Origin of the sequence: Gimesia maris (assembly GCF_008298035.1) — a bacterium.
Taxonomy (GTDB): Bacteria; Planctomycetota; Planctomycetia; order Planctomycetales; family Planctomycetaceae; genus Gimesia; species Gimesia maris.
Genome location: NZ_CP042910.1, coordinates 2,065,813 through 2,092,743, shown reverse-complemented (window position 1 = coordinate 2,092,743; position 26,931 = coordinate 2,065,813). Strand labels below are relative to the sequence as shown.

The window sequence follows — 26,931 nt, the reverse complement described above, 5'->3', positions numbered from 1 at the left end:
TGGTCTACAATGAAATCCCTCCTGACTCAAAGAAATTCCCACGGAATGGCACACGATCTGCATTTCGTCTTCAGACAGAACCAGGAAAGGAGACAGAGATGTACCGAAGCACGAACGAACTTAAAGGCTACAAAGTCCTGGCGACCGACGGGGATTGTGGAACTGTTCAGGATTTATTGTTTGACGATGATACCAATATCATGAGATATCTTGTGGTAGATACGGGAAGCTGGCTTACTGATCGTCAGGTCCTGGTATCTCCCGTAGCAATCGATCAACCAGACCTGGATAGTTTTGAACTACCGACAGTACTTTCCAAAGCCAATATTGAAGCAGCACCGTCAGTGGAAACAGACCAGCCTGTTTCCCGGCAGTACGAATCAGCATTAACGTCTTTCTATAACTGGCCTGTTTACTGGGGAAGTTCACCCACTCCAATATTGAATCGCCCTGCGGCTACCGTTGAACTTAAAGAACGAGTGGCTGCCGGGAACGGTGATCCTCATCTACGAAGCGCCAATGAAGTCACTGGTTACGAAATTCAATGTATGGAAGACACGCTCGGACATGTGGAAGACATTATCGTGGATACAGAAAGTTGGAGTTTACGCTATCTCGTGATCGATACTCGTAACTGGCTGCCAGGAAAAAAAGTGATCATCGCATTCGACTGGGTCACACATTTCACCTGGGATGATCGAAAAGCGCATGTAGATTTAACACGGTCACAGGTTGAAAATGCTCCGGAGTACGACCCACGACTTCCAGTCAATCGCGCTTACGAAACACAACTCTATGATTTCTATGGACGTCCCACTTACTGGTAGAGCAGCTGGTATTCCATGAAGACAAATCTGGCTGAATAGATGAAGCCATTTCACTTGAGATTTTTAACGGACTCCCGGTGCGCATACAGCGAGCCAGGTTAGTTTTAGCAATAAGGAAACCGTTATGAAAAACTACATCATCAATTCCTGCTTTTTATCGTTAGCCCTGATGCTGATGTCGGCAACAGCGTTCACCCTGGCAGGTTGTGAAGAAAAAGAGAAAGTCCTCGATATTGAAACTCCCAACGGGGAACTTGAGATTGAACGCGACAAAAGCGACGGCGATATTGGTGTCGATCTCAAGAAGAAAGAGTAAACAGAAAATGAGTCGTTTGCTGATTTCCAGTCTGGGATCGGCAGTTAATTATTGTTTAAAAATATGTATTCCAATACAGGAGAAGAGAGATGAATTCAGACCAATTTTCAGGAAAATGGAAACAGATCAAAGGTCAGGCTAAACAGAAATGGGGAGAGTTGACCGACGATGAAATCGACCAGATTGATGGCAAACGGGAAGAACTCGTAGGCAAAGTCCAGGAACGATATGGCATCGCTAAAGAAGAAGCAGAACAGCAGGTAGCCCAGTTTGAGAGCTCATGCCACTGCTGAAACTGATTTTTCAGCGCTCGCTTAACACTATCAACAGCTGATAATAGAACTTACTGATAATTCAAGACTGCCGGCGAATCCTCGCTCTAACCGTTAAATATTTCGGTCAATTACATTCAGTCATCTGTATTGTCTCAAAGGAAATATTATCAGCTGTGATAGTTAATTACAGGTCACATCTTACTTCAAATTCTTTGATACCCGAGGAGAACTAAAATGAAACGATATACTACACTCGCAAGTATTTTTGCGTTTAGTGTTGCTACTTTATGCCTGGCCGGAAGCACGTATGCTTTTGACAATCCAAATGAAGAGAAAGCACAAACACCGGATAATTCCAAGACATCCAAGGCTGATAAAAAAGCATCCAGAACCGATAAAGCCGAAAGAAAACAGATGAAAAAAGCGGGCATGGCAACCCGCGCCAGTAAATTGATTGGGATGAATATTGAAAATCCTCAGGGACAGAGCCTGGGCGAAATCAATGATCTGGTGATAAATACTTCAACCGGAGAAGTCCGCTACGCAGCTGTCACCTATGGTGGTTTCCTCGGCGTGGGAAATAAAATGTTTGCTGTGCCTTTTGAAGCATTTAACATCAAACAAAAAGCGGATTCGCAAGAACCTGCATTGATCCTGAATGTGACACAGAAACATTTGGAAGGTGCAACTGGCTTTGATCAAGATCACTGGCCGAACTTTGCAGACGACAGCTATCTTGCTGATCTCAACAAACGGTATGATGTGAAACAGAAAAGAGCGCACAAGAACGAAAAGCTTCGTTCCAAAACAGGTAAACTAGACCCTAAAACATCGGGAACGAATGTAAGAATCAGCCAGTTAAATGGTATGAACATTCAAAACTCTCAAGGAAAAAGTGTTGGTGAAATCAAAGATATTGTTGTCAATGTTACACACGGTAATGTCCAATATGCCGCTGTGACCTACGGAGGATTCCTTGGTGTTGGGAATAAAATGTTTGCCGTTCCATTTAAAGCGTTTGAGATAAAACAGAACCCAGAAGAACCTGAAGAACAGATTCTGGTTTTGAATGTGACTCAACAGCAGTTGGAAGGAGCCCAGGGATTCGATGAAGACCACTGGCCTGACTATGCAGACCCGGACTTCTCGAGAGAACTTCATAAACGCTATCGAATTGATGCTGATCTTAAAAATCGTGATTTAAAAGTGAATATCGACACCTGAGTCGGTTTTTGAATCCAGCTTAGCTCCAGTTAATAAAACGCTGTGAGGAGTGATTTACTGCTCATAGCGTTTTTTTGTATCTTTTTTAATCATTCTCTATACCATAATCAAAACAGCCGGTTGATACGGTTAACAATACTGGAACGATAACCTGAGAGAATCATCTTCGATAAGGAGTATAACTGGAATATGAGAGCACGACTCGAGAATCTATGGGATTCTTTCCGAACCAGCTTCTGGTTTGTCCCGACCATCATGTCCTTAATGGCTATTATGCTGGCAATGGGAACAAATCAGCTGGACAGCCTGCTCGCATCGTCTGATCGTCAACTCAGCTGGTTTTCAACGACCGCCCTTGCTGCCCGCTCTACGCTCTCTTCGGTAGCGGGAGCAACGATTGCACTGGCAGGTGTCGTATTTTCGATCACCATAGTGACTTTATCGATAGCCTCTTCCCAGTACGGTTCCCGACTGGTTCGCAATGTCATGGGTGCCAGTATCGCTGACCTGGTAATTGGCCAGTATATCGGAACCAGCCTGTATTGTATGCTGATTCTACAGAATGTACGCGAAGCACACGGAGACAGCCCTGCGTTTACTCCACAAGTGGGAACTGCTGTTGGACTCTGCCTGGGTCTGATCAGTATGGGAATGCTGATCTGGTTTATTCACCATGTGGCGACCGCCATTCAAGCCCCGACAATTATCCTGGAAGTCTCTCGTGATCTGAACGAGGCCATTAATCGATTGTTTCCTGAACGGATTGGCGAGGCGGCGGAGAAGGAAATAGACGAAGAAGCACTGGAAGATCAGAATTGTCAAACATTCGACGAAATTTTATCAGGGGTTGGAAAATATAACATCACTGTCCCCTCGAAACGGGAAGGCTATATCGAAGGCATTGATGGGGGAAGTCTGATCTCGCTGGGGCAGGAGTTGAATGGTGTGGTGGAACTGATGTGTAAACCCGGAGATTACATCACCCAGGATCAACTGCTGGCCCGGGTCTGGTGCCAGGATCAGACAGAAACAGAAGAGGATTCTGAAGAACAGATAGAAACGGTGAACAATACGGTTAATCGAGTCATCATTATCGGCCTGCGTCGCACCCCCCGCCAGGATGTCACCTATGCAGCCCGAGAACTGGTTGAAATCGCTTTACGGGCCCTCTCCCCGGGAATCAATGATCCCTTTACCGCAATGAGTTGTGTGGACCGGCTGGGAGGCGCACTGGGCAGACTTGTTGAACGATCCTGTCCCAGTCAAATTCGACGAGACAGCGAATCGGTTCCTCGCCTTTTAATAACCACGGCTGATGGTTTTGCTGAAGTTTTAAAATACTCATTCGGCATGATTCGTGAGTATGGTTCCAGCAACACCACCGTTTCACTGAAGATACTGGAGGCACTGACTGGAATCACCAGCCATGCTTCTCGCCCGGAAGATATTGAAGTAATCCGTCAGGAAGCAGAAGCTTTACAGACCGCGTTTGAAGAACACCATCTTGTCAAAGCAGACCTAATTAGTTTTCAGCAGGCTTTCGATCAGTTAAACAATTTACTGGAGTCCAGCCTGCGGATGACCCGCGAGCCCGAACTGTCTTAGATCAGTTCCAATCCAGTATTCTGATAATCAGAAAAGTTCATCACGCGAGAGGAGCACATTCATGGGAATCTTTCAATTTTTATTATTGCTGTTGGTCGCTGCCATCTGCGGTGGCATTGCACAATCACTGGCAGGATATTCCCGCGGGGGTTGCCTGACCTCAATCGCCCTGGGTTTCATCGGTGCACTGCTAGGCACATGGATTTCCGGAAAGCTGGGCCTGCCTGAATTACTGACGGTTGAATTCGGGGATCAACCCTTCCCCATTCTATGGTCGATTATCGGAGCGGCGCTGTTTGTATCACTACTCAGTCTGATTTCATTCCAGAAGAAATAAGGAATCAGTCTTTCTGGATGAGATCGAAGGCACCCTCAGCGGTAATGATTGCACGGGCGATTTCAATCAGTTTCGTGCGTTTATGACTGGCGATTTTTTGAAGCTGGCGGAAAGCTGTCGCCTCATCCAGATGAGCAGTTTTCATCAGAATTCCCTTAGCCTGTTCTATGATTTTTCGATCATTCAACGAGTCACGGAGATCCTGATTTTCCTGTCGAAGTTCAGCAAATTCGGCAGCGCGTCGATGTACCAGCAATATTGTAGGGCCAAGATCAATCGCTCGAATCGGCTCAACCAGCCATGCCATGATATGATCCAGAGCTGCAGTTTCCACGAGCTCCAGGTCAGACTTGGGAGTAACAATAATTCCCGGGACGGGAGTATTTTTACCAATAAGTGTCAGAGCGCGAATCCCATCCATATCAGGCATGCGTACGCCGCTGATGACGATATCAGGCAGTTGACTGGCACAGGCTTGAATAATTTCCTCACCCGTTTGAACAGTCCCGATGATCTGATGCCCCAGTTTAAGCACTGCCTTCTGGATAAGCTGCAGAGTCGCACTGTTACTGTGTGCAATCAGTATCTGCAGCGATTCCATCTCCATCATCAAATTTTCCTGATCTGTTATTGAGTATCAGAATTGTCACAAAAAAATACAATCAGGTCCTATTAAACCAGATTTAAAGTGCTTACACCATCTCCCGGGTTTTTAAAATTGATGAAATGTTTGCGTTATTGGTGTATCTGATCGAACCTCAATAATCGTTTTCAGGACCTAGCAGTACCTTGAATAACTTCTTATAACTAAGACAGGAAGGGACGCGAATTGTCCTTGCCCGAGTTGAAATGATAGCCTCAAGTTTTCTCACAAAAATAACTGGCCAGTTCACATGCGAGATTATGAGTTCCGGCCTGGAGTGATATCGCAAATATGAAAAAAGTCATCTTGATTATAATTGATGCCATGGCGTCCCGAGTTGTCCAACCAGCATTGGAAAAAGGCTTGCTGCCCCATTTCCAGCAACTGGTGGAACGGGGTGTTTTATCCCGGGAATGCACGTCCATATTTCCCTCGATTACACCGGCTGCAACATGCGCCCTGGCAACAGGCACTTATCCCTTCGAACATGGAATCTCCGGTGCATACTGGTACGATCGTGACCAGGATGATATCGCTTATTTTGGATCTGATCTGCCGGCAATTATGAATGAGGGGATGGATCGATATATCAATGATTTTCAGATCAAACTGAACATCGACCGTCTTCAGGTACCGACGATTTTCGAGCGAATTGAGCAACACGGGAGCCTGACGGATGCAGTGGTCAACTTCATGTGGTATCGAGGCACTGTGGCGCATGAAACCAGCACCCCTTTTCTTCTGAAGTTGACTCCCGGAGTGACCCTGGCGGAATCGATGATCGGACCACATACCATGTTTCTGGGAGAGTTTGTTTCGACTCCGCTTTATGGGAATACGCTTTCAGCACGAGGTGGCATTACGAGGCGATTTGGTTTCCACGACGATACGACTGCCGACTATCTGCTGGGGATGGCTGAGCAGGACTGTCTACCAGATTTTACACTGGCCTATTTTCCCAACAATGATTTTGACAGTCACTCAGAGGGACCGGAAAACGCGATAACAACTCTCCAGAACGTCGACAGTCACCTGGGCAAACTGATTGAAATCCTCGGCGGTATCGACCAGTTTCTGGAAAAACATACAATCCTGATGACAGGTGACCATTCTCAGAGTGATCTGGAGGAAAATCCGGGAATCCATTTAGACGAAGTACTCAAAGAGTTTCAGGTCGTAGATGCCGGTAACCCCTGGAACACTTCAGAAGAATTGATGGTTTGCCCGAATATGCGGTCGGCACAAATCTACATGCAACCCGAATTGTGGGAGAATCGCAAGGCAGTCATTGACTGTCTGTTGAATTGCCCCGAGATTGACCAGGTGATGTGGTGTGACCATGACAGTGGATTGAATGGGACAGACCAACCGGCCTTTTACGTTCATACGCAAGACCGGGGACATCTGGTTTTTAAACCGGCTCCTGATTCAACCGGTGATGCCCACGATGTCTATGGTACATCCTGGATCTGGAATGGCGATTTAAACGCCGTCGATGCAAGCATTACAGCTGACCATCAAATTAAATTCGGTGATTACCCGAATGCATTTGAACGTATCGCAACAGGTTTTTCTGAAAAGACAGGAAACATCTGGGTGACAGCCCGACTGGGTAAGGAATTCTGTCTGCCGTCAATGAAGTGTAATCCAGCGGGCTCGCATGGTTCCCTGCATGAGTTAGATTCGACCGCCCCCCTGATCGCAGCAGGACTGCCTGATGATTTCGAGTTGCCTGATGCGCTTCGTATTATCGATATTACACCGATCTGCCTGCAGTTACTGGGACTGGAAACGCCACGCCAGCCAGGTGAAAGTGCGATCAACAATCCTCAGAATAGCCAGAAAAGTTGAGAGGAAATCAATCGTGTCTTGAACTGTCCACTCTCACAGGAATGCGTTCACCCAGACAGGATGCGGGCAACCGGCTGCAGGGACTTAAAGTGGTCACAGGATATCTTGACCATGCCGATCAGGGGAACGGCCAGTAGAATACCACCAACGCCCCAGGCCCAGCCCCAGAAAATAATGCAGACAAATACCAATGCCGGGTTGAGCTTCATCGAATGCCCTAAAATCATTGGCGTAAACACATTCCCTTCCAGGGTATTAATCACGATATACATCAACGGCCCTAACATGGCTTCTGCCGGCGTATTGAGATAAACAATTCCGATTAGAAATGTCACAGCTGCACCAATAAATGCGCCCACAAACGGAATGAAGTTGAGAGTCGCTGCCATGATTCCCAGCAGGATGGGATCGGGGAGGCCCAGCAACCACATCACAGTTCCGATGATGATCCCCAGCCCAATATTGATCGCTGTAATCGTGACCAGATATCGGGAAATACCATTTTCCACGTTACGAATCATTGTCACGAGGCCTCGTTTATCGTCGAGGGTCGGAAGTAACTCAACGACCGAATTCAATGTCCGATGCCCCATCGCCAGTAGAAGATAGACCAGCACCACAGTGATTGTCACACCTGCCAGAAAATTAACAGTTGAGCTTAACAGGTAACTGGTGACTGGGGGCTGTTGAATTGAAACCTTGACCACATCGTCTTTTTCTTTACCGCCTGCAATGTCAGATACCTGGGAAGAAGCCTGGTCGATTTTATCTACCGGGTCGATAATGAAGCGTAATTTCTGTTCCGCTTTTCTAAATGTGGCAGGAGCGCTCGAAAGCCAGTCAGAAACCGGCGACGCCAGGAAATAGCTGGCAAGACCAATCATAAAAGTGAGAGAGAGCACAACGATCGCTGCAGAAAGAGATTCCGGAATGGGACAGACTCGTGTCAGAAATCTTACTAAAGGCGCCAAAAGAAAAAACAGAACAATCGCCAGCGCGATGGGTATAAAAATGGCTCGAGCAAAATACAAGGCATGAACTACACCCAAAGTCGCAAGAATGGCCAGTGAGATTCGGCCATAAGATTGAATCTGAATCTTATCTTTTAATACAGTAGACGACACCGCCTGCTCTTCCCTGAGCTGCTGAATATCAGAAGATGAAGAATCTGTATCCGAATCATCGCCAGTTCGAACTTCCTGGCTGGGGTTCCGGCAATCGGATGCATTGGACGTCGTAGACAGGGACACAGAATCTTCTCCTTACTGGTAAATATCAAAACAGAGAGTTTCCCCTCCCTGTTACATTGATGATTATTTTCTTACCAGGGTTTTAACTTCCAACCAACGATGAAACCGATTCCGAAACACCACAGGGCCGCAGTCCCGGGATTCTGCTTTGCGTAAGTAGAGACATAATCGACCAAATCATCAACCGGTTTCAGCTGGTCGTAATTCTCTGCACCAGGCGCACCTGCGGTTGTTTCTCGATCCGCTGTCTGGGCATTTTGAGAAGAGGTTGTGTACATATTCATGATTGATTTCCTTTCAAATTTATTCTTAAAGATCGATCTTATTTTCTGTGAACAGTTTTCTGACGATTTCGATGCTTATCGGAGATAATAGTTTTAATCCAATCGATATTACTTCGCAGTTCAGTTCCCGATCGCTGTAAGATGCGTAAGCTTTTCTTAAAACCTTTCCAAGCGAAGAAGAAAAATCCGCTGGCAAGAATCAGACTTAAGACGGCTACTGTCAGCATGCAGGAGGCCAGAGTTAATTCAAATGCGCTACTCAACCACCAGGCACATCCTAAAAGCAAAACAGGAAATGAGCCGATACACAGTCCCATCCCGACAGCCAGATAGATTGTCGGAGAGAATGATTCTCGGACTGCATCTCGCGTATCTACAGACAGGAGTTCTACTTGAAGCTCACTCAGAGCCAGTAAATCTGCCCCCAGGTCACCCAGGTCGCCTCGCATGTCAGGCTTATGTTCCGACTGGACTGTTCCGTTCTGACCGATCATCGTTTCACCCACCATCCGGCAAACAGACCTGTAAGCAGACTGATTTTCAAGGCCTCACCAGGATGCTCGCAAATCTGCTTACGTAAGCGTTCTTTCAAATCTGTTAGTATCGATACAGGATCTGATTCATCCTGCTGTCCAACAGACTGGGATCTGCTTTCAGCCCACTGGGAAGTATTTTGTTTCACCTGCATTTGATAGGGACTCATTTGATTAAAATCTCCGGTCGAGATGATTTTCGAAGGGTTTTGTAGCGGCAGAATCAGCAGTATCCGACTGCCCGGAAGCAGAAGACTGACTCCCGCTTCCCTGATTCTGATTCAAAATTGATGCCGCATGCTGTGCCACCTGTGCTACTGCTGCTCGCATCGCCAGGCCGGATAAAAACGTAAATGCTGTTTTAACTACTCCAGCTCTGTCGGCATCATCATCGTCTTCTTTATTGATGACCAGGCGTTTTTTTCTGGCCAGTTTTAACAATTCGTCCGTATAGGGGTTACTGACTTTCAACTTTCGGGGAACTATCATAAATCCAAATGCAGCTGCAGCCCCGACACATGCCCAGGGATAATGCCTGATGTAGTATTGCCAGTCCGTCAATGTCGAAGCCGACTGCTTAATCTGGCTGACATCGTCATCCAACTCACAGCGAATTTCATGCATCGCCTGTCGTATCTGATTTGCTCGTTTGTCTTCTGGCTGGCTGGCCACTCTTTCAACTCCCGTCTGGAATTCTTTTGTCCCGAAATAGCCTCTATTACGAACGCAAACTATTTCTGATGTCGCTTCCCCTGCTCTCACATCAGGAACGGAAATGTTTCTTCAGTGAGTCGGGAACAATTTCAGACAATGACTCTCGGACACTGTTTCCTACGCGATCCATAAAAGCCTGATCCCGTGAAAAGTACCTGGTCGAACCCCGGAACATGGATCCTAAAAGCAGTCCAGCACCGATGCCGACCCCCAGGCTGATCATTACGGATTTGACTGGTTGTTCTTCTACGTAATCGCAAACCTGAGATGATTTCGAAGTTACCGAACTTTCCGCCTGATCGTGCGAGACAGGTACAATGTGTTTTTCCAGATCTTCATATTGGTGAATCATGATTTACTCCCTGTAAGATTCAGTCCATGGTATTGAGCAGTAAATTGAGAATTATCGACGCCACGCCAGGCTTACAATCACACCTGCAATTAACCCCGTGCCAAACGCCACTGCAACGGACTCCGCGGGATGCTTACGTACCGTACGCTCTGCCTCGCGATACCCTTTCTGAACTGACTGATTCACCTGCTCATATTGCTCACGGGCAGCGTCTGAAGCGTGAGCAAACTGTTCTTTGGAATTTTTGACAGCTTCGTTTAGAGTGTCACCCATTTTATCTGCCATTGTTGATGCCGATTGAGAAAAGCTCTCAACCATCGAATCGAGTTCTCGCTGGATATCTCGTTTCGTTTCACCGGTCTTCTGCTGAATCCTCCCTACGAGTTGATCTGTCTTGCCTTCCAGCCCGTCTAGATCACTCGAATTAAGCTGGCTCCATCGTTCTTCAATGCGTCCCCGAATTTCATTCCAGTGGCCGCGAAGTTCTTCTCGAGTGGTCATTATTCTCTCCTTACATTAACTGTGGGATTCTTAATCTACTTGGAAACGCTAAACGTCACATAACCTGAAAAGCAAGAAGTATGCCACTTCATAGATTCCCCCCCCGACCGTTGAATCCAACAGGTTGAGATTGTACGAATTCTCATTAAAAACAGGCTGAATCACAAGTTTTTCACATTTTTTAAGGATCAGCCCGGAAGTCCGCCTGGATACAGGGTTTCCCTTTGGGAACGGTCGCCAGTGTGCCAACCTGACTCCCTTTCGATCAATCTTTACAGCCTGTACTGGAAAATCGCGAGCTCCATTTGAAATGGGTACCCCGAGTGAACGATTGATTCATAACAGATGCCTGACTCAATTTTCTGGTGAAATCTTGAAGTAGATCCGTCATCAGTGGCAACAGAAACGTATAGAGATTCAATCCTCTCCATAAACGATTACAGAATACCGGGATCGGTCAGTTGTGATTGAGCCGAAATTACGCATGAACAGCACGACTTGTCGGTATTGCAGGCAATCGGGTACAATCACCGCAGAATGCTCCGGTCGAACCCGGATGCCTGGCACGATTGATAAAATCGAATCTATACTGACTGGGAGATTTGTTGGTTGTTTGATGAGTTCGAAGACCCTGAGATCTTTCTCAACCGATTACGCGAGAATCCGGAAGGGGTGCTTGCGGATGAATACGACCGTTACCGGGATCGTCTGTGGCGTATTGTCAATTTTCGACTGGATACACGACTGCTCGGTCGGGTTGACGCGGATGACATACTGCAGGAAGCATACCTGGATGCGGCCACGCGCATTGAACACTATCTGAACGACCCGGCTACTACGTTTTTCATCTGGCTGAGAACGATTGTCGGACAGACTTTGATTGACGTTCATCGTCGACACCTGGGTGCGCAAAAGCGAGATGTGCGTCGTGAAGTAAAGGCAAAGCGTCGCGTTTTTTCAGCCTCGACTTCCTTTCAGATTGCAAACGTTCTTCTGGGGGACATGACTTCACCCAGCCAGGCTGCCCTCAAGGAAGAACTGGCGATTCAGTTGCGTGAAGCTTTGGAGTCCTTAAATGAAATTGATCGCGAAATTCTGGTCCTGAGACATTTTGAAGAACTGTCCAACCTCGAGGCATCTGAGGTCCTGGAAATTGAACCCAAAACTGCCAGTATGCGATATTTTCGTGCTCTGACCAGATTACGCTCCATTCTGGTTCAAATCCCTGGTATCATTGAATAAAAGTCTTCATTGAAGCATCTTTCTTTACAGATCGAAATCGTCAGGACAACAGTTGATGTTATCACCCGATTCCCCTCAATCGATCAAAAATCTGACACCTCCGGCGACATCCGCTCTGGATCAGGTCGCTGATGATTTTATCGCTAAAATTCGTCAGGGTGAAAAACCAGTAATCACGGATTATGTAAACCGTTATCCGGAACTGGCCAGCGAAATCGAAGAAATATTTCCCGCGATTGTTGCCCTGGAGGGTGGAAAATATGCCGCTCAGGCACAGGGAAAAGTCTCCCTGGGTGCCAGTGCACCAGATCAACTGGGAGATTTTAAGATTGTCAGGGAGATCGGCCGGGGCGGCATGGGCGTTGTCTACGAAGCAATACAGGAATCTCTTAATCGCCGTGTCGCATTGAAGCTTCTGCCACGACATTCACTGCTCGATGACAAACAATTAAAACGATTCCGCAGAGAGGCAGAACTGACCGCTTCCCTGCACCATACTAATATTGTTCCGGTATTCGGTGTGGGTGAAAACGGAAACTTCCACTACTATGTGATGCAGTTGATAGAAGGTGTGGGACTGGATGAACTGACACAGAAAATTGTCTCTACTGCTGTGGACAGTCATGTGAAAGTAAAAAAAACGAAACCGGTTTCTGAAACAGAAACCGGTAGTGATACTGTCTATACACCGTTTGAACCTGGTGACGAAAATCGATCCGACGATCAACCTGCTGCAGAACACCTTCATTCGTCAGAATTCAAAAAGTATGTCAATTCACCTTACAAGATTGCGACATTAGGAATTCAAGCGGCAAATGCCCTGCAATATGCACACGACCGGGGGATTCTGCATCGCGATATTAAACCAGGTAACCTGCTCCTCGACCGCGAAGGGCTCTTATGTATCACAGACTTTGGACTGGCACGCGCCGCCGAACAGAGCGATCTCAGTAAATCAACCGATATCGTGGGAACGCTGGGATATATGGCTCCGGAAATGTTTCGGGGAGAGACTTGCCGACAGAGTGATATCTATGGACTGGGAATCACCCTCTATGAGCTTTTAACGAAACGTTATGCCATTGAAAGAACCAGTCGGCATGCCATGATTGAACAAATCACTCATGGCACGATCACCTCTCTAAGGCGAATCAATCCGCGCATTCCACGCGATCTGGAAACCATCATTCTCAAAGCGATCGCCACCGATACGAAACATCGATATCAGACTGCCAGTGAACTTGGAGAAGACCTGAACCGGTTTCTGGAAAATCGTCCTATCCGGGCAAAGCGCATATCGCCAATCGAATATCTGTGGCGCTGGAGCTGCCGTAACCCTGCAATCGCGTCTCTGTCCGGACTTGCATTAATGTTGATGCTGGCTCTGGGAATTTCCATGGCAGTGGGATTTGACAGGGAGCGGCGGGAACGAAAGCGGGCAGAATCATCTGCTCAACTGGCGACGAATGCCCTCGATCGTGTCTTTGACCGCTTTGTCCCCTCAAGATTGCATACGCCAGAGATTTCCGGTGCCGGAGACGGCTATGCGGAGCCGGTGCTCTCACGTGAATCAGCTGACCTGCTGGCAGGCATGGTCCAGTTCTATACGAAACTGGCGGAATCAACTGGTGAGCAGGAGGAGTTTCAAAACAAAGCTGCGAACGCACAACGCAAAGTGGGAGATATTCATCGTCGGCTGGGAGATTTCAGTTCTGCTCTGACAGCTTATCAGAAATCACTCAATCTTTATCAGCAGAATACTGGTGAATCGAATGCGTTGACCATCGCTACCTTGTATAATGAAATCGGTCGCATTTACCGTTACCTGAGTCAACACAGTGAAGCCACTGAAGCACATGAGCGTGCAGAAAAACTGCTGCAGGCAAATTTTGCTGCCGACCTGAATCAGGCAGATCTTCAGTTTGAACTGGCACGGACTTTTTTCCTGAAAGCCATTCAGTTTCATCCGGATCAACTAGGGAGCATGACCACTAACATACGCTTGCAGACTCCCACCGGCAGATTCGTCCCGTCGGAGGAAGAACGCACACAACTCCAGCAAGCCATTGAAATTCTGGAAGCTCTGATTGAGTCAGATCAGACCAATCCGGAATATCGCTATTTACTCGCGCTTTGTCTGCAGGAACAGCTTCCCGCCGATTATGTACGCTCTCCAGGTGAAAGAGGCAAACAGGCCCGCGCTTTCGAAATTCTGGAAACGCTGGTTCAAGAGCACCCCCATGTTGCAGACTATCGTCAGGCTATAGTGAAATCGTTTGGACGTCTCGATATCCGTCGGTTAAATCCGGATGAAATCGATGAATCTGTCATCGAACGCCTGGAAAAAGCGATCCAGCATGCCAGCCGCCTGGTCTCAGATTATCCCACAATTCCAGAATATAAGATTTCCCTGATTCACGCACATAACAAGCTGGCACATGGTCTGGATAAAATGACCACGCAACAAGGGGGCTCAAACGAAATTCGGACACGCCACGATACCGCCGAACTCTCCCTCCGTACCGCCCTCCGATTGCAGAAAGAACTCATTATTCAGTTCCCGGAGGCACCAGAACACCGAATCTGGAAAGCCAAGTTTGAAAACGGACTGGCTGATATTCTGTATAAAAAAGGGAGTGAAACCGAAGCCATCAGCCTGCTGGAAAGCGCAATTAAAACGTTGCAGGCTGAACTAAAAACAGATCCAGACTCATACAATATCCATAGCGTTCTCTTAGGTTCAATGGAAGAACTTGCCCGAATCTACCACTATGTCGGCAATGAAGTTGACAGTTGGCTGATGTGGGACAAATACGATCAACTCATGGGAGAATATAAACGGAAATTTCCTAACGCCGTTCATCGCATGTCAAATGAACATTCTCCACCAGCACATGGAGGCCCGCGACCTCAGCATGGCAGGCGTCCTCCGCGGGGACCAGACAGACCCGGACCTCCCCGGTTTAAAAATCGTTGACTCATTTCAAATCAGTCGAATACACTCACCGATTTTACTTTTCCTGAAGCCTGGTCATTTCCCACAACCATTCGATTCTGAATTCATACGAGATTTGACCGCACGGCTGTTCAGAAAACGGACCAGAGAGACACTCAGTTCATCGGCCGACTGATAGCGGTTCTGTTTTGACCGATCAAGGCAGCCGAGAATGATATTTTCCAGCGCAGGTGGAATCTCTCTGTTGATTTCACGCGGGCGTGCATATCTCCCACAGAGAATCTGTTCGATGAGAGCATTGGAATTCCTGGATTCAAATACTGGCAAGAACGTAGCAAGTTCATAAAGAACACATCCCAGGGAATAGAGATCGCTGCGTTCATCCATATCACCCTGGATACGTTCTGGAGGCTGATTCAACAGAGACTGAACCCTCTGTTGCCTGAATGTGCCTTCCAGATGTTGGGGGAGAGAGAAACCTGTCAGCCAGCAGTGTCCTTGCTGGTTCAGAATAAAATTGCCCGGCCTCAAGTCACAATGCAATGTGCCACGACTATGAGCAAAACGTAGTGCATTGGCTGCCTGCAATCCCAGGTTGGCAATCGACCGCCAGTAATTCTGCCTGAATTCTGCCAGCACCTGAGGCAGTTTTTCTTCATACAGGTAACCGGCCTGTGGTTCATATTGAGCCTGGTCTACTGTTCCTGTCTGCTTCTGTGCCAGACCTCGCAGAACCTGATCCAGACTGATTCCTGGAACCAGTTGCATTATGGCATAAGTATACCCCTGATCTTCCTCAGTGCTTTCAACCGAAACAATATTAGGATGACTGAGTCGATAGACCAGACGTGTTTCACGTAGAAACCTTTCCTGCAATCGAAGAGAACAGTCCGACTTCCAGGGTAAAAGTCTGACAGCGACCTTTCGTTTGTGTTGGCCTTGCGCAGCGGCATAGATGATTGAAGTACGGTCGCGGTTGATTTCATTCAATATGTGACAGTTCCCTAACTGGGAAATCATGAAATCAGCCGGAATCTGTCTCCGTAACCTGGAAAATTCCTGGTTCGTTTTCCACTCTTCCATTGCAATCAGAACGGGGAAACTTTCACGAATTTCGTCAGCATATCTCGGACAGGCACTCGCATAAGCATCTATAGAGGGATTCAACCAGCGGCGATACTCTTCTACAAAACGGGACGCCAGAACTTCCAGTGTGATTCGCTCGGAAGCGGTTTCCTGCCGTTCGATTGTCCCAGATGATGATTCAGAATTCATGTTGCCCCCTCAAGGAATTCTGAAGTCAGCTGGTATGTGCCCGGCTTACCATTGTGGATTCGACAATCTTCCGTTTCAACAGTCCCGCGGTGTTGTCTTTTTCAGTGACAACAGCACTTTAAAAGACAGTCGTTCTTCAGGTCAGTCTGATCACTTTGGGAATGAAAGCGAAGTACAACAATTTCAGCAGATCGGATAATACAGATACCTGAGCTGGCTTCAAGCGGCACCATCTGGTTTCATCAGCAAGACTTACGATCTACACTCGCTGGAAGGCTGGTAAGAATCAAACGGGCCCGCAATTTTATAACGAAAGCCGTTTCTGGTCAGCTACCGACAATTTTATAGATTTTTAATAAAGCTGCGGCAGTGACTTATGGAACGCATGACAACAGACTGCAAGCCAGCCCGGCAGCGATTACTACATGTCGAGTTCCTTGTATTGAGCCTTATTATCCAGGACCGTTCCCCAGACTCGATTGGAAGCCTGATGTCGTGAGGGACCGAAGTTAATGATCGGACCGATTCCCAGGTCCAATCCTTGTATCTGTTCCAGGGCGTTGATCAGATTTTCTGTAGTCATGGGTTTGCCGGATTTTTCCAGGCCTTTCAAGCCTTCTACCAGACATTCAGCCGCAATGTACCCTTCCAGTGAAACAAAACCCGGCTTGGAGAGGGGATAGAACTTTTTCATGGCATTTCGATATCGTAATACGCCGGTGGCACTCGAAAGATAGTAGGGGACAACCTGAGTCACAATCACCCCTTCCGCGTACTGCGGCCCCATTTCTTTAAACTGTTGAGCCAGCAGTTCACTCCCCACGAAGGAAACAGCGGCAGTACGAATATTCAGATTATTATCTTTGAGCTTCTGGACCATTAACGCCGCCGGTTTATAAGTTGCGACCATGATCAAGGCTTCGATGCGATCCTGATTCTGTTCAATCTGTTTGACAGCATCTGCAATTTGCGTGGTATTACGCTCATAGCCAACTCTGAATATATTTTCCGGTTGGATTTTGTATTTTTCCAGAGCTTTCGCCACACCTGCAAAGCCATCATCGCCGAAGGAATCATTTTGCGCGAACACCGCAATTTTTTCCGGGGCAATGTTTTTCTTTTCCACAAAATAGTTCACCATTGCCGCTGTTTCATCTGCATAGCTGGCGCGAAGATTGAATACATAGCGGTCGGGAGGATCACGTCGCAGGCTTTGAGCCCCGGTGAAAGGAGCAAAAAACAGATACTGGTTTTCATTAGCATAAGGAACTGTAGCCTGTGCTGTCGGAGTTCCTACATTCCCGATCACCGCAAACACCTTATCCTTTTCAAACAGCGTGTGCATATTATCCAGCGCCTGGTCTGGTTCATATCCGTCATCTTTCACAACCAGTTCAATCTGGCGACCACCGATACCACCCGCTTCGTTGATCGATTTAAAACAGGCCTGCATCCCCATAACCATATTGGTTCCCAGTTCCTTATTGGCACCGGTCATGGCAGTTGAAGTCGCCAGAATGATTTTATCTTTGGTGATTCCCTGGGCGGCGGGTCCCGCCTGCTGGATCGGTGTCGACGATTCAGTCACTTTTTGAGGATGGCTGTAATTCCAGTAATAGTAAGGAACCAGCGTCAACAACAGAAAAGTCACCAGAAAAATAACGGTATTAAATACCGTACTGCGCCACGGAGCAGTTGTCGAAGCAGGAGCTGTAACAGGAGATCCTTCCAGCTCTTCCTGGCTCAGAATCTTTGTATCATCATATTTTTCTACACTGGCTGTGATTGCCTTCAGGTCCTGCAGCATTTCTTTGGCAGACTGATAACGGTCTTCCGGCTTTTTGGCCATCGACTTACTGACGATGGCAGCACATTTATCAGGGATGCTGGAATTCACCTCGCGGGGGTCAAGAATGTCCGCATGGCAATGGGCATACATGATCTGCACAATGCTGCCAGCATCTTCATAGGGATGATCTCCTGTCAGCAGGGTGTAATAGGTTGCTCCCAGAGAATAAATATCGCTACGCATGTCGACCGGTTTCGACTCGCACTGTTCGGGACTCATGAAGTAAGGAGTCCCAATCAGCTGACCATCCTGTGTAAGCTGCATCGATTGCTGGATGATTCGTTTCGCCAGACCAAAATCAGCAACTTTAATCGTGCCATGGGCCGACTGCAGCAGATTTCCCGGCTTAATATCACGGTGGACCAGACCGGAGGCATGAGCCACCATTAAACCCTCACAGGCATCTGCGATAATGCGCGATGCTTCCAGAGGAGAATAAGGACCGATCGACTCCAGATGGTCATCCGTACTGCCGCCCGTCATCAGTTCCATTACGATGTAATGGACGTCCCCTTCCTGGTTGATTTCGTGAATCGAAACCACATGGGGATGGGTTAAGCGACCGGCGGCTTTGGCTTCTGCAAGAAACCGATCCAGCATCATCTTGTCTGAAGCCAGTTCGGCAGGCAGGAGTTTAATGGCAACGTCACGCTCGATCATTGAATCGTGCGCCTTGTAAACAACCCCCATCCCCCCCTGTCCCAGGAGACCGGAAATCGTATATTTGCCCAGCTTTTTACCAATCCACGCGGCAGCCTTCTCAGCAGAAGGCCCTTCCAGATGAGGCGCTGACTTTCCAGTGATGCTGTCACCACCTATCATGGTTTTGTCAATTTCGTTGATGTTGATTGGCGGAATTTCATCGACCGTTTCTTCCTGCGCAGGATCGACGGGGGGAAATTCATCGACAGTTTCTTCACCATCTACGGGATCTTGATAACCTTTGTCCGACACGGGTCAGTTCCCAGATTTCGATCGTCTCAATCGAGTAATATTTCAGCCCCGGAATACAGGGATCCAGTCAGGCAGCTCTCAAACGACTGAAATATTCATTCCAATCAACGGCCGGTGTTCTACTGAACACACAATAAAGACCATGTGAGTGAGGGTTTTATTGATATACAAAATCATCGTTCATAAAAATATTTACGCAATCGTTTTTTTTCAATCTCGATAGAATATTCATGAAAATTCGCTAAGAACAGGGAATGTACAAGCACTTCTCTGTTCTCTACCTCCAATAACGGCAGAACGTTGGAGTTGACACCTGTTTTTCACCAATTATTTCCAGAACCATCAGAGGTTATTCGTCACTGGAAACACGAATTTCGAAGTCTGCAGAATCAATACAACCATCACAGAAGACTGCATGTGATAGATCAGATCCGATTCACAGTAAATTGATGGCATTCTGCTGAGGCTGCCACAGTCAGTACTTATTGACTGGCAACCCGAAGACGGACCGTTTTGAGATCCAGAAGTGCTTTGTTGATTTTGCCATCGCTGCGGACCGTCAGTCGCGTCTGGCCACTGGGAACAGAAATCGTACCTATTTTGCGACTCTGATAAACGTCCCAGCTTCCCGTAGAAGCTATTGACCAGATCAGTCGCTGACCGGCGACTTCCAGCTGCATCAGATTACCGGCAACCCCCTGTGGACAGGCATATTCCAGATAGACATCATATTTGCCGGATTTTGGAACGTCCATTGTCCAGACGGCCCGGTCATTTTCACTCTGCCAGTACCCCAGATTCTTATATTTATTTTCAAACTTCAGTGTTTGACCATAAATCTCTGCGAGTTGGGGAGTCAAAAAGTAATCTCCCCGGAGTGCTTCCGCCTCCACGACAGCCGGTTCGTTGCCGCTAAATGTTTTGCGTGGTAATTCCGTTGCGTTCAGATAAGTAATTACATCCGCCAGATCCTGGGGAGTCATATCTTTTTCTAACCCTTCCGGCATCAGTGATTTACCGGTACTGAGCAGTTCTTCCAGATCGTTGCGCAACAGAGTTTTCGTTTTGCCATCATTTTGAACTAATGTAATACTCTCCCCACTCTCGGCAGCAAGCAGTCCATTAAACGCCAGCCCGTTGACGGTGACTGCCAGATAGCTCACATATTTATTCTCAATCGCCCGGTTGGGATCCAGAATCGCTGTCACTAATGCTTGATGAGACTTATCAGTCAACGCTGACAAATCCGGGCCGATGGGCTTTCCTTCCTGATTCAGCTGATGGCAGACAGAACAGCGTTTGATAAAAATCTGATGTCCCGACTCTACATTTCCTTTGAGCTCCAGGACCTTGGAATACTCTTCAACAACTTTCATTCGATCGGAATTCAGGGATGAAGCCAGCAGTTGTTCTGCCTGCTGGCGAATATTCTTGTCTTTACTGCTCAACAGGTGCTGGCGACTGGAAGCATCGATCTCGGCGGGAAGAATGGTTTTCTGTTCCAGAGCCGTTAAGACGGACTGACTCCAGGCACTGCGACTCAGCAGAGCGTTCAATACTTCAGCACGTAAGCCGGGCCCAAAACTTTTCCAGCGTTCAAGTAATATTGCGGGTGTTTTTTGATTTCCGAATTGTGTCAACGCCGCAACAGCAGCGCTCTGAAGTTCACGCGAATTCCGAGGAGAAAGCAGGCCCGCCAGCAGTTCGAAATCCTCGTCGCGGTGTGCGAAACCGCGACCGAGTAATACAAGAACATCACGACGCTGATCCTCTGAAACTGTTTCATCAGCAGCAATGATTCGCGCCTCAGCAAACAGAGGTTTCAGTTGATCCAGTACTTCCCGTAATTGTTGATTGGATTTCTGATAAAACTGTGTAAGAGACTGATTCCGACGCCCCAGCGATTGCAGCAGGGCGGAGACAGCCTGAAACTGCCACGGCTCAAATGTTTTCCCGGCTGTTTGTTTCCCGACCACATGATAAATCTGCTGCAACGTCGCCTGATCATGCTCAGCGACTGCCATCGCCACCAGAGCATTAAAACTCTCAGCGGGAGGCTCTTTGCCCTTCAGATCCTTGAAAAGTGCCGTTGTGAAAGTTTTTAAGTGGGAACCTGTTGAACTCAGGATCGCAGTACGCAGGTAAGCATCCCGGTCGTGTTGCAAAACCAGTTGTGCCAGAGCAACACCTGCTTCCGGCGAGTTCCACTCCCCCAGTGAATAGGCAAGCTGCATTTGTACCTGAGGATCAGAGTCGTTGACCATACCCAGAAACTTCGCCCCGATTTCCGGGGAATCGTCTACAAATGCTTCACTAATCCGAATCGCATGGCGGCGTACACCTGGATGCGGATCTGCCAAAGCTGAGAGTACCTCTTTCGTGGTGACTTTTCCCAATCCTTCCAGCACACACAATGCATGCATACGGGCCGTCGCAGCATTGCCGTCTGATACCATCCTCTTCAAATCCGGTACCGTCGAATGCCGTTTCTGACTCACGATCCATTGATGAGCCATATCACGCTGTGTCCCGTTTGGACTTTCCAGCACCTGTACCAGCTCTGAATCCGTCAGTTGATCGAGCCGGGGGACAGAACGCAACGGCGTATCATCTTTTACAATCCGATAGATTCTCCCCTGTTCCTTCCCGGCGCGCAGATCCAGTTTTTCCTGCATTTCCTGCGGAATCCACTGCGGGTGTTCAATCACATGACGGTACATGTCTGCCACCCAGAGCGTCCCATCAGGTCCGGTGCGCGCCATCGTGGGGCGAAACCAGTTATCCGTCGAAGCCATGAACTCCGAATCCTGTTCGCTCTCTGCCCGTTGGCTGGTGAAAGTGGTTCCTTTAGCTGAAACGATTTCACGATGTACCAGATTATGCACCGGTTCACAGATAAACGAGTTACCGACGAATTCAGGCCCCAGCAATTCATCCCGATAAAAACAGAGACCACAGGCCGATGTAATGCGATTCACTTTATTGAAATCGTTAAAGCGCACCTGTGTTCGGCTGACGGGAAAAATCGTGGCGGCACCTGGTCGGACCGAAACCTGGACTTTCGCATTCGGCGCAATCAGACTTTTATTACGGCGGAGATAGTGATCCGTCAGTGCATAATGAAACGCAGGATTACTGTTAGTGCTGCCAAACCAGTTGCCCCAGTCATCGCGTTCTCGGCCGAACTGTGTCTGCCCGGACTGCGGGTCCATCAATCCGGAATCCGGCCTGATGCGTAAATCACGACGTCCAAACGTCAGCTTCTCCCCCGTTTTAACCGAGAGCAGATCGCCGCCGGAATCGCCGTTGGCCAGATAGATCCAGTTGTCCAGCCCCCAGCGCAGACCATTGACGCGATGCTGCTGGTTCCCTTCACCAAAGCCGGTATACAGCGATTCGCGCAGATCGGCTTTGCCGTCTCCGTCTGTATCTTCTGCATAAAATACTTCAGGAGCCGTCGTCACAATCGCGCCCTTACGCCAGGCCATGACACCCGTAGGATATCCCAGTCCCTCTAAAAAGAGCGTCGATTTATCATACTGGCCGTCACCGTCTGTATCTTCCAGGTAGCGAACACGCCCGGCAAATTTTCCGGTTTCATCCACTCCCAGTGGATAGTCAGCCATTTCTGTTACCCAGAGTTTTCCATCCGGTCCCCAGTCGAAAGCGACGGGATCCTGCACCAGGGGCTCAGCAGCAACCAGCTCTACATGGAATCCGGGTTTGACTTGAATGGTTTTCAGCGCTGCGGAAGGCGACTTGGGTTGAGGTCCCTGTAACTCCATCAATTCTTCAAACGACTTGCCGGCGACAAGATGTTTCAGTTTGGCTGTATCTTCATTTTGAACCCAGAGATGTTTCGAGTGAAACCAGGCACCATTATTCGTTCCGTTCCGGGATATGGCGGGAACCTCATCTGCATCTTTTCGCTGCTTATTAAACAGTTGCTTCCAGCCCTCATCAATTGATTTAAACAGATGCAGCGAATAGCAACTCTCATTGGAAAAGAGCGCATCCTCGTAGCCATCTTCATTAATATCCACAAACCGCAGCCCCGCATCCTGACCTTTGGCATCGACAAGCACTGTCTCCTGGGGCAGCGACCAGGCAAGTCGCTGCCATTTTGAATTCTTCTCAGACCACGTAAACACAGACTGCTGATCTGGATTAGAAACGATTAACTCGCACTGCCCATCATGATTCAAATCACGCAGGCGGACTCCCTGGTCGATGCCTTGCTTGAGAATGAACAGCGACTGTTCTCTCGCAGGCAAGCCTGCCAAAAGTGCATCATCTTCAATCCAGTTTTTACCGTCAAAACGCCAGGCATTAGATTCATCAGCGGTCAGCGTGAACAACACCACCTGATGATTCAAGATCCCAAAGCGGCTGCGAATGGATTGAGTGCCGTCGGCAGCAGGCTTAGTAACCAGTTGAGTCGGGAATTCACTGTCGACCCAGCTATTATGAGCCGGATTCCAGATTCGAGTTTTCTGCACACTCTGATTGCCGATGACGACATCCATGAAACCGTCACTGTTCAAGTCCAGCAGTCGCACTCCATTGTCAGCCCCCTGCTGATTTCGCAGAGGCTGACCGGCCAGCAGGTGCCGGTTCATACGCTGCAGCACTTCACGAAACGAGAGAAACTGCACCGCGGCTCCATGTTTCACTGTCGCATGATCAATCAACTTGATGACCTGCTCATTACTGATCCAGCCATGTGGATGAAAGACCAGATTGAACGTCCCCTGTTTGACAACAGTCGCATCCAGCACGGCGGTCCAGTCACGAACCGTCAGCGGGTTCATCGGTTTCTGGCGATGCTGGGCTGACCAGTCACTGGGCGTCACACAGGAAAATTCCCAGCACAGCCGTGAAATCGGGTACGGATAAGGATAATTAAAGATGGTATTTACAAACCCCCGATCGACGGGAACATACTTTTCAATGCGCCCCTGACCATCCGGATCGACAACATACTCTTTTGGCAATTCCGGATCCTTGTTCGTGAATACATGAAATACCGAAGTATCGATCTGCAGAAAGTTACCTTTCGAGGACTGACTGTTGAAGATCTCGGTAAAAAAACGGGGACTGACGGTATTCAGGGAATCACAACAGGGCATGCGATAAGCAACGGGCTGACTGTGAGGGATCTCGTTCAACAGATCAACACAGCGATCAACGGTCCCTTTGGCTTTTTCAAAATCACGATCTTTCAAAAGTGGACAGGGATGATCATAAGTGTGTACCTCAATGCTGACCCCCTCTTGAATCCACTTCTGCAGATGAGGGTCTTCCGGCTTTACGCGGCAGGTCATGATACTGACGCCCGCGCTCCCGTTGATTTCTTTGAGTCGCTCCAGAATGGGTCGCAGGTAAGTTTCGTACTTCTGAACATCACGCATGTCATCGATGGCAAGCACACAGACCGCTTTGACGGAAGGATCTCCATACCACTGCGGCGTTGTCAGCTTGGGAAAATGCTGCGACACATAATAGGGATCATCCTGATCCAGGTAGACCAGGCGATTACCGGTTTCGACGGTTTTCTCCGCTGCCTTCAGCGAGCAGGACAGAAAAAACACAATACTCAATATCAGAACGGAAAGTTTCTGGATTCGATCCCGGTTTGAACACGCGGATTGAAAAACAGCTGTGACTGACAAAAGCATCTGTAATTCTCCGGTAGTTATTAAATTGCCATACTGACTTAAGAACCTGGTATTCGTCGCGCTTTCAGGAAACACTCTCCCTTTGAGTCTGGCTGTCTCATTGTGACCTGTCAACCAACCAAACCACTTATTGTATACAATTCAGACAATAACACCGTATTGGAAAAAACTGTCCCTGTGACACAAAACCCAACATAGTGATCAATAACAATCTGTTTTACAACTTACCGAGACCATCGCCAGAAACAATTCTCCTGAATATGAATTGCAATATTGTTCACAATTACACAGAATGGAGCAATCAAAGCGATAACACAGTATCATCCCGTTGGAAATAGACCAGGTAACATCATGTCCCAGATCGAATCAGCCGCCAATCAGAGCCAGGACATTGTCGAGCAATTACGGATGGAGATCATCACCGGACGTTTTGAAGAAGGCATGCCGTTAAGAGAAGTCAGTCTGGCGGAACGGTTTCAGGTCAGTCGAGCCCCGATTCGTGAAGCGCTCAAGCAACTGGCTCATGAAGGCATGGTGGAATCCAAACCAAACTGCGGTATGCGCGTGGCCCCGGCTTCCTCGGAATCCATGCAGGAGCTGGTGATTCCGCTCCGGCAGACGGTGGAATCCTTTGCTTTGAAGTCCATCTTTTCAGATTTGTCAGAAGAGGATTTTCACGAATGGGAGGAGCTACTTATTGAGATGAGAGCCGCCTGCGAAGCCAGAGACTATGCTCAGCTCACGGAACTGGATATCAAATTCCATCAGTCGATCGTTGCCAAATCACCGGAGCAGGGTCTGATGTCGATCTGGGTGACTCTTGTCTCTCGACTGCGTCGCCACTTCCTGGCAGGATTTCAGAAACCCAATGACCCGATGAAGGTCTACTACGAGCATGTCGCGATTGTAGCCATGTTTCGAACCGGCAAGCTGGAACCATCGTTGCAGGCCCTGATTTCCAATATCGATTAAAAAAACTCCCGCTGCCACAAAACAATCTGTGACGACGGGAGCCCCTGATTTATAGAATATTGGATTACAGAGAAGACATTTCTGTATAAGCATGGTCCAGAGCGTTTCTCAATCGCCATGCCTGTTGTGAAACACAGTTCATCTGCTGCGACTCACTCAAGGCATGTTTCATGTTCATGCGAATGGTAGCAGGCATGCTGTCTGTACTCTTAAGGACATCCTGCATTGTTTTCTGATAAAGCTGAGTCGTAGCGTGATAATCCCCACAGTTATAGAGATTAGCGCCCCGTGCCACGGCATGCTTGATCTTCTCGCGAGCTTCTGTCGCACTGTACTTCTTACCTTCTGGAGGCATGATCACAGTATCGATGACATGAATCACCCCGTTGGAGGCATCCAGGTCCGTCATCAGCAGTTTGGCGTTATTAACTTTTGCAACTCCATCCACCACTTTGATCATCACAGGTTTACCCTGCAGCGTTTTCGCTTTACCTGCTTTCAAAGCGTCTTCAGAGTAAACCCGGCCTGCGACGACATGATATTTCAAAATCGCGGCCAGTTTGTCTTTGTTCTCTGGCTTCAGAAGTGAGGCAATCGTCCCTTCCGGTAGTTTCGCGAACGCATCGTCAGTCGGAGCAAACACGGTAAAAGGCCCCTGCTCAGACAACACGCCAGCCAGACCAGCCGCCTTGGCTGCAGCAATTAAGGTTTTAAACTTCTCAGCTTCCACTGCCGTTGTGACAATGTTTTTATCGCTCGGAAGAATAACGGAATCTATCACGTGAATGATCCCATTGGAGCACATGATATCTGTCGCTTCGACTGTTGCTCCATCAATCTTTACACTTCCTTCTCCAGCCGCGATATCCACACGCTGACCATTCAGTGTTTTCGCCCCTTTCAGTTTGACAACCTGACTGGCGGGTACTTCACCTGAGATCACGTGGTATTTCAGGATGGCGATCAGCTGATCTTTATTCTCCGGCTTCAATAAAGTTTCGACGGTACCGGCAGGTAATTTCTGAAAGGCGGCATCCGTGGGAGCCAGTACCGTAAAAGGCCCGTCACCCTGTAATGCACCAACCAGATCAGCAGCTCCCAGGGCGGCGGCAAGTGTTTTAAAAGATCCTGCTTCCACAGCAGTTTCGACAATGTCTTTCTTTTCAGCGGCCTGAATCAGCGTGGCTGATAATGTGACAGCAAAAGCGGTGGCCACAGCCGCTGACTGCTTTAGCAAGTGGTTCATCAAACAAACTCCTTGGGTGATGAGAAATAATTGACTCGGTTTCTGAA

The 26,931-nt window shown here is 48.1% G+C and carries 22 protein-coding genes; 11 read left to right on the top strand and 11 right to left on the bottom strand.

Going from position 1 to position 26,931, the window contains the following annotated elements; genetic code table 11:
* Positions 1 to 98 precede the first annotated feature (98 nt).
* The 6 genes from GmarT_RS07930 to GmarT_RS07905 all read left to right on the top strand — a co-directional run bounded on the left by GmarT_RS07930 (position 99) and on the right by GmarT_RS07905 (position 4,584).
* On the top strand, positions 99 to 827 hold the full coding sequence (locus GmarT_RS07930; RefSeq protein WP_044239150.1) for a PRC-barrel domain-containing protein: 729 nt from the start codon (positions 99 to 101) through the stop codon (positions 825 to 827).
* 124 nt (positions 828 to 951) lie between these two features.
* Positions 952 to 1,143: a hypothetical protein gene (locus tag GmarT_RS07925; protein WP_002647862.1), complete on the top strand. Its 192-nt coding sequence runs from the start codon at positions 952 to 954 to the stop codon at positions 1,141 to 1,143.
* Positions 1,144 to 1,232: 89 nt separating this feature from the next.
* A complete protein-coding gene (locus GmarT_RS07920; protein WP_002647863.1) occupies positions 1,233 to 1,436 on the top strand; it encodes a CsbD family protein in 204 nt (67 codons plus the stop codon).
* 216 nt (positions 1,437 to 1,652) lie between these two features.
* The gene (locus GmarT_RS07915) at positions 1,653 to 2,642 is read left to right on the top strand and encodes a PRC-barrel domain-containing protein (protein ID WP_002647864.1); all 990 of its coding nucleotides are present in this window, start codon (positions 1,653 to 1,655) and stop codon (positions 2,640 to 2,642) included.
* Between the two features lie 189 nt (positions 2,643 to 2,831).
* A complete protein-coding gene (locus tag GmarT_RS07910; protein ID WP_002647865.1) occupies positions 2,832 to 4,247 on the top strand; it encodes a DUF2254 domain-containing protein in 1,416 nt (471 codons plus the stop codon).
* A gap of 61 nt (positions 4,248 to 4,308) precedes the next feature.
* The gene (locus GmarT_RS07905) at positions 4,309 to 4,584 is read left to right on the top strand and encodes a GlsB/YeaQ/YmgE family stress response membrane protein (protein WP_002647866.1); all 276 of its coding nucleotides are present in this window, start codon (positions 4,309 to 4,311) and stop codon (positions 4,582 to 4,584) included.
* Positions 4,585 to 4,588: 4 nt separating this feature from the next.
* On the opposite strand, the gene GmarT_RS07900 is transcribed toward GmarT_RS07905, so the two are convergent.
* Positions 4,589 to 5,194, bottom strand: coding sequence for an ANTAR domain-containing response regulator (locus tag GmarT_RS07900; RefSeq protein WP_052301271.1), 606 nt, complete (start codon positions 5,192 to 5,194; stop codon positions 4,589 to 4,591).
* A gap of 324 nt (positions 5,195 to 5,518) precedes the next feature.
* Between GmarT_RS07900 and GmarT_RS07895 the strand changes: the two genes are divergently transcribed.
* Positions 5,519 to 7,078: an alkaline phosphatase family protein gene (locus GmarT_RS07895; RefSeq protein WP_002647868.1), complete on the top strand. Its 1,560-nt coding sequence runs from the start codon at positions 5,519 to 5,521 to the stop codon at positions 7,076 to 7,078.
* A gap of 47 nt (positions 7,079 to 7,125) precedes the next feature.
* On the opposite strand, the gene GmarT_RS07890 is transcribed toward GmarT_RS07895, so the two are convergent.
* The 6 genes from GmarT_RS07890 to GmarT_RS07865 form a co-directional block, all read right to left on the bottom strand.
* Complete coding sequence (locus GmarT_RS07890) at positions 7,126 to 8,328, bottom strand: AI-2E family transporter (RefSeq protein WP_002647869.1); 1,203 nt, start codon at positions 8,326 to 8,328, stop codon at positions 7,126 to 7,128.
* Between the two features lie 71 nt (positions 8,329 to 8,399).
* Positions 8,400 to 8,612: a hypothetical protein gene (locus GmarT_RS07885; RefSeq protein ID WP_002647870.1), complete on the bottom strand. Its 213-nt coding sequence runs from the start codon at positions 8,610 to 8,612 to the stop codon at positions 8,400 to 8,402.
* A 38-nt stretch (positions 8,613 to 8,650) separates the two neighbouring features.
* Complete coding sequence (locus GmarT_RS07880) at positions 8,651 to 9,106, bottom strand: phage holin family protein (protein WP_002647871.1); 456 nt, start codon at positions 9,104 to 9,106, stop codon at positions 8,651 to 8,653.
* A gap of 213 nt (positions 9,107 to 9,319) precedes the next feature.
* Complete coding sequence (locus GmarT_RS07875) at positions 9,320 to 9,817, bottom strand: hypothetical protein (RefSeq protein WP_002647873.1); 498 nt, start codon at positions 9,815 to 9,817, stop codon at positions 9,320 to 9,322.
* 91 nt (positions 9,818 to 9,908) lie between these two features.
* Positions 9,909 to 10,211, bottom strand: a complete 303-nt coding sequence (locus tag GmarT_RS07870) for a DUF883 C-terminal domain-containing protein (RefSeq protein ID WP_002647874.1) — start codon at positions 10,209 to 10,211, stop codon at positions 9,909 to 9,911.
* 51 nt (positions 10,212 to 10,262) lie between these two features.
* Positions 10,263 to 10,712, bottom strand: coding sequence for a CsbD family protein (locus GmarT_RS07865; protein ID WP_002647875.1), 450 nt, complete (start codon positions 10,710 to 10,712; stop codon positions 10,263 to 10,265).
* 609 nt (positions 10,713 to 11,321) lie between these two features.
* Between GmarT_RS07865 and GmarT_RS07860 the strand changes: the two genes are divergently transcribed.
* The gene (locus tag GmarT_RS07860; protein ID WP_002647876.1) at positions 11,322 to 11,954 is read left to right on the top strand and encodes a sigma-70 family RNA polymerase sigma factor; all 633 of its coding nucleotides are present in this window, start codon (positions 11,322 to 11,324) and stop codon (positions 11,952 to 11,954) included.
* Between the two features lie 55 nt (positions 11,955 to 12,009).
* Complete coding sequence (locus tag GmarT_RS07855; protein WP_002647877.1) at positions 12,010 to 14,931, top strand: protein kinase domain-containing protein; 2,922 nt, start codon at positions 12,010 to 12,012, stop codon at positions 14,929 to 14,931.
* A 54-nt stretch (positions 14,932 to 14,985) separates the two neighbouring features.
* On the opposite strand, the gene GmarT_RS07850 is transcribed toward GmarT_RS07855, so the two are convergent.
* Positions 14,986 to 16,185 carry a serine/threonine protein kinase gene (locus GmarT_RS07850; protein ID WP_002647878.1) on the bottom strand — a complete coding sequence of 400 codons (1,200 nt, stop codon included), beginning with the start codon at positions 16,183 to 16,185 and terminating at the stop codon, positions 14,986 to 14,988.
* Between GmarT_RS07850 and GmarT_RS07845 the strand changes: the two genes are divergently transcribed.
* Entirely contained in the window at positions 16,184 to 16,384 is a 201-nt protein-coding gene (locus tag GmarT_RS07845) for a hypothetical protein (protein WP_002647879.1), read from the top strand. The genes GmarT_RS07850 and GmarT_RS07845 overlap by 2 nt on opposite strands.
* A 222-nt stretch (positions 16,385 to 16,606) precedes the next feature.
* Here GmarT_RS07845 and GmarT_RS07840 read toward each other — a convergent pair whose 3' ends face one another.
* Together GmarT_RS07840 and GmarT_RS07835 are read right to left on the bottom strand one after the other, a co-directional pair.
* Entirely contained in the window at positions 16,607 to 18,988 is a 2,382-nt protein-coding gene (locus GmarT_RS07840; RefSeq protein WP_002647880.1) for an ABC transporter substrate-binding protein, read from the bottom strand.
* Positions 18,989 to 19,470: 482 nt separating this feature from the next.
* Entirely contained in the window at positions 19,471 to 24,666 is a 5,196-nt protein-coding gene (locus GmarT_RS07835) for a PVC-type heme-binding CxxCH protein (RefSeq protein ID WP_002647882.1), read from the bottom strand.
* A gap of 351 nt (positions 24,667 to 25,017) precedes the next feature.
* Between GmarT_RS07835 and GmarT_RS07830 the strand changes: the two genes are divergently transcribed.
* On the top strand, positions 25,018 to 25,638 hold the full coding sequence (locus GmarT_RS07830) for a GntR family transcriptional regulator (RefSeq protein ID WP_002647883.1): 621 nt from the start codon (positions 25,018 to 25,020) through the stop codon (positions 25,636 to 25,638).
* 64 nt (positions 25,639 to 25,702) lie between these two features.
* On the opposite strand, the gene GmarT_RS29875 is transcribed toward GmarT_RS07830, so the two are convergent.
* Positions 25,703 to 26,884: a fasciclin domain-containing protein gene (locus GmarT_RS29875; RefSeq protein WP_002647884.1), complete on the bottom strand. Its 1,182-nt coding sequence runs from the start codon at positions 26,882 to 26,884 to the stop codon at positions 25,703 to 25,705.
* Positions 26,885 to 26,931: the final 47 nt, after the last annotated feature.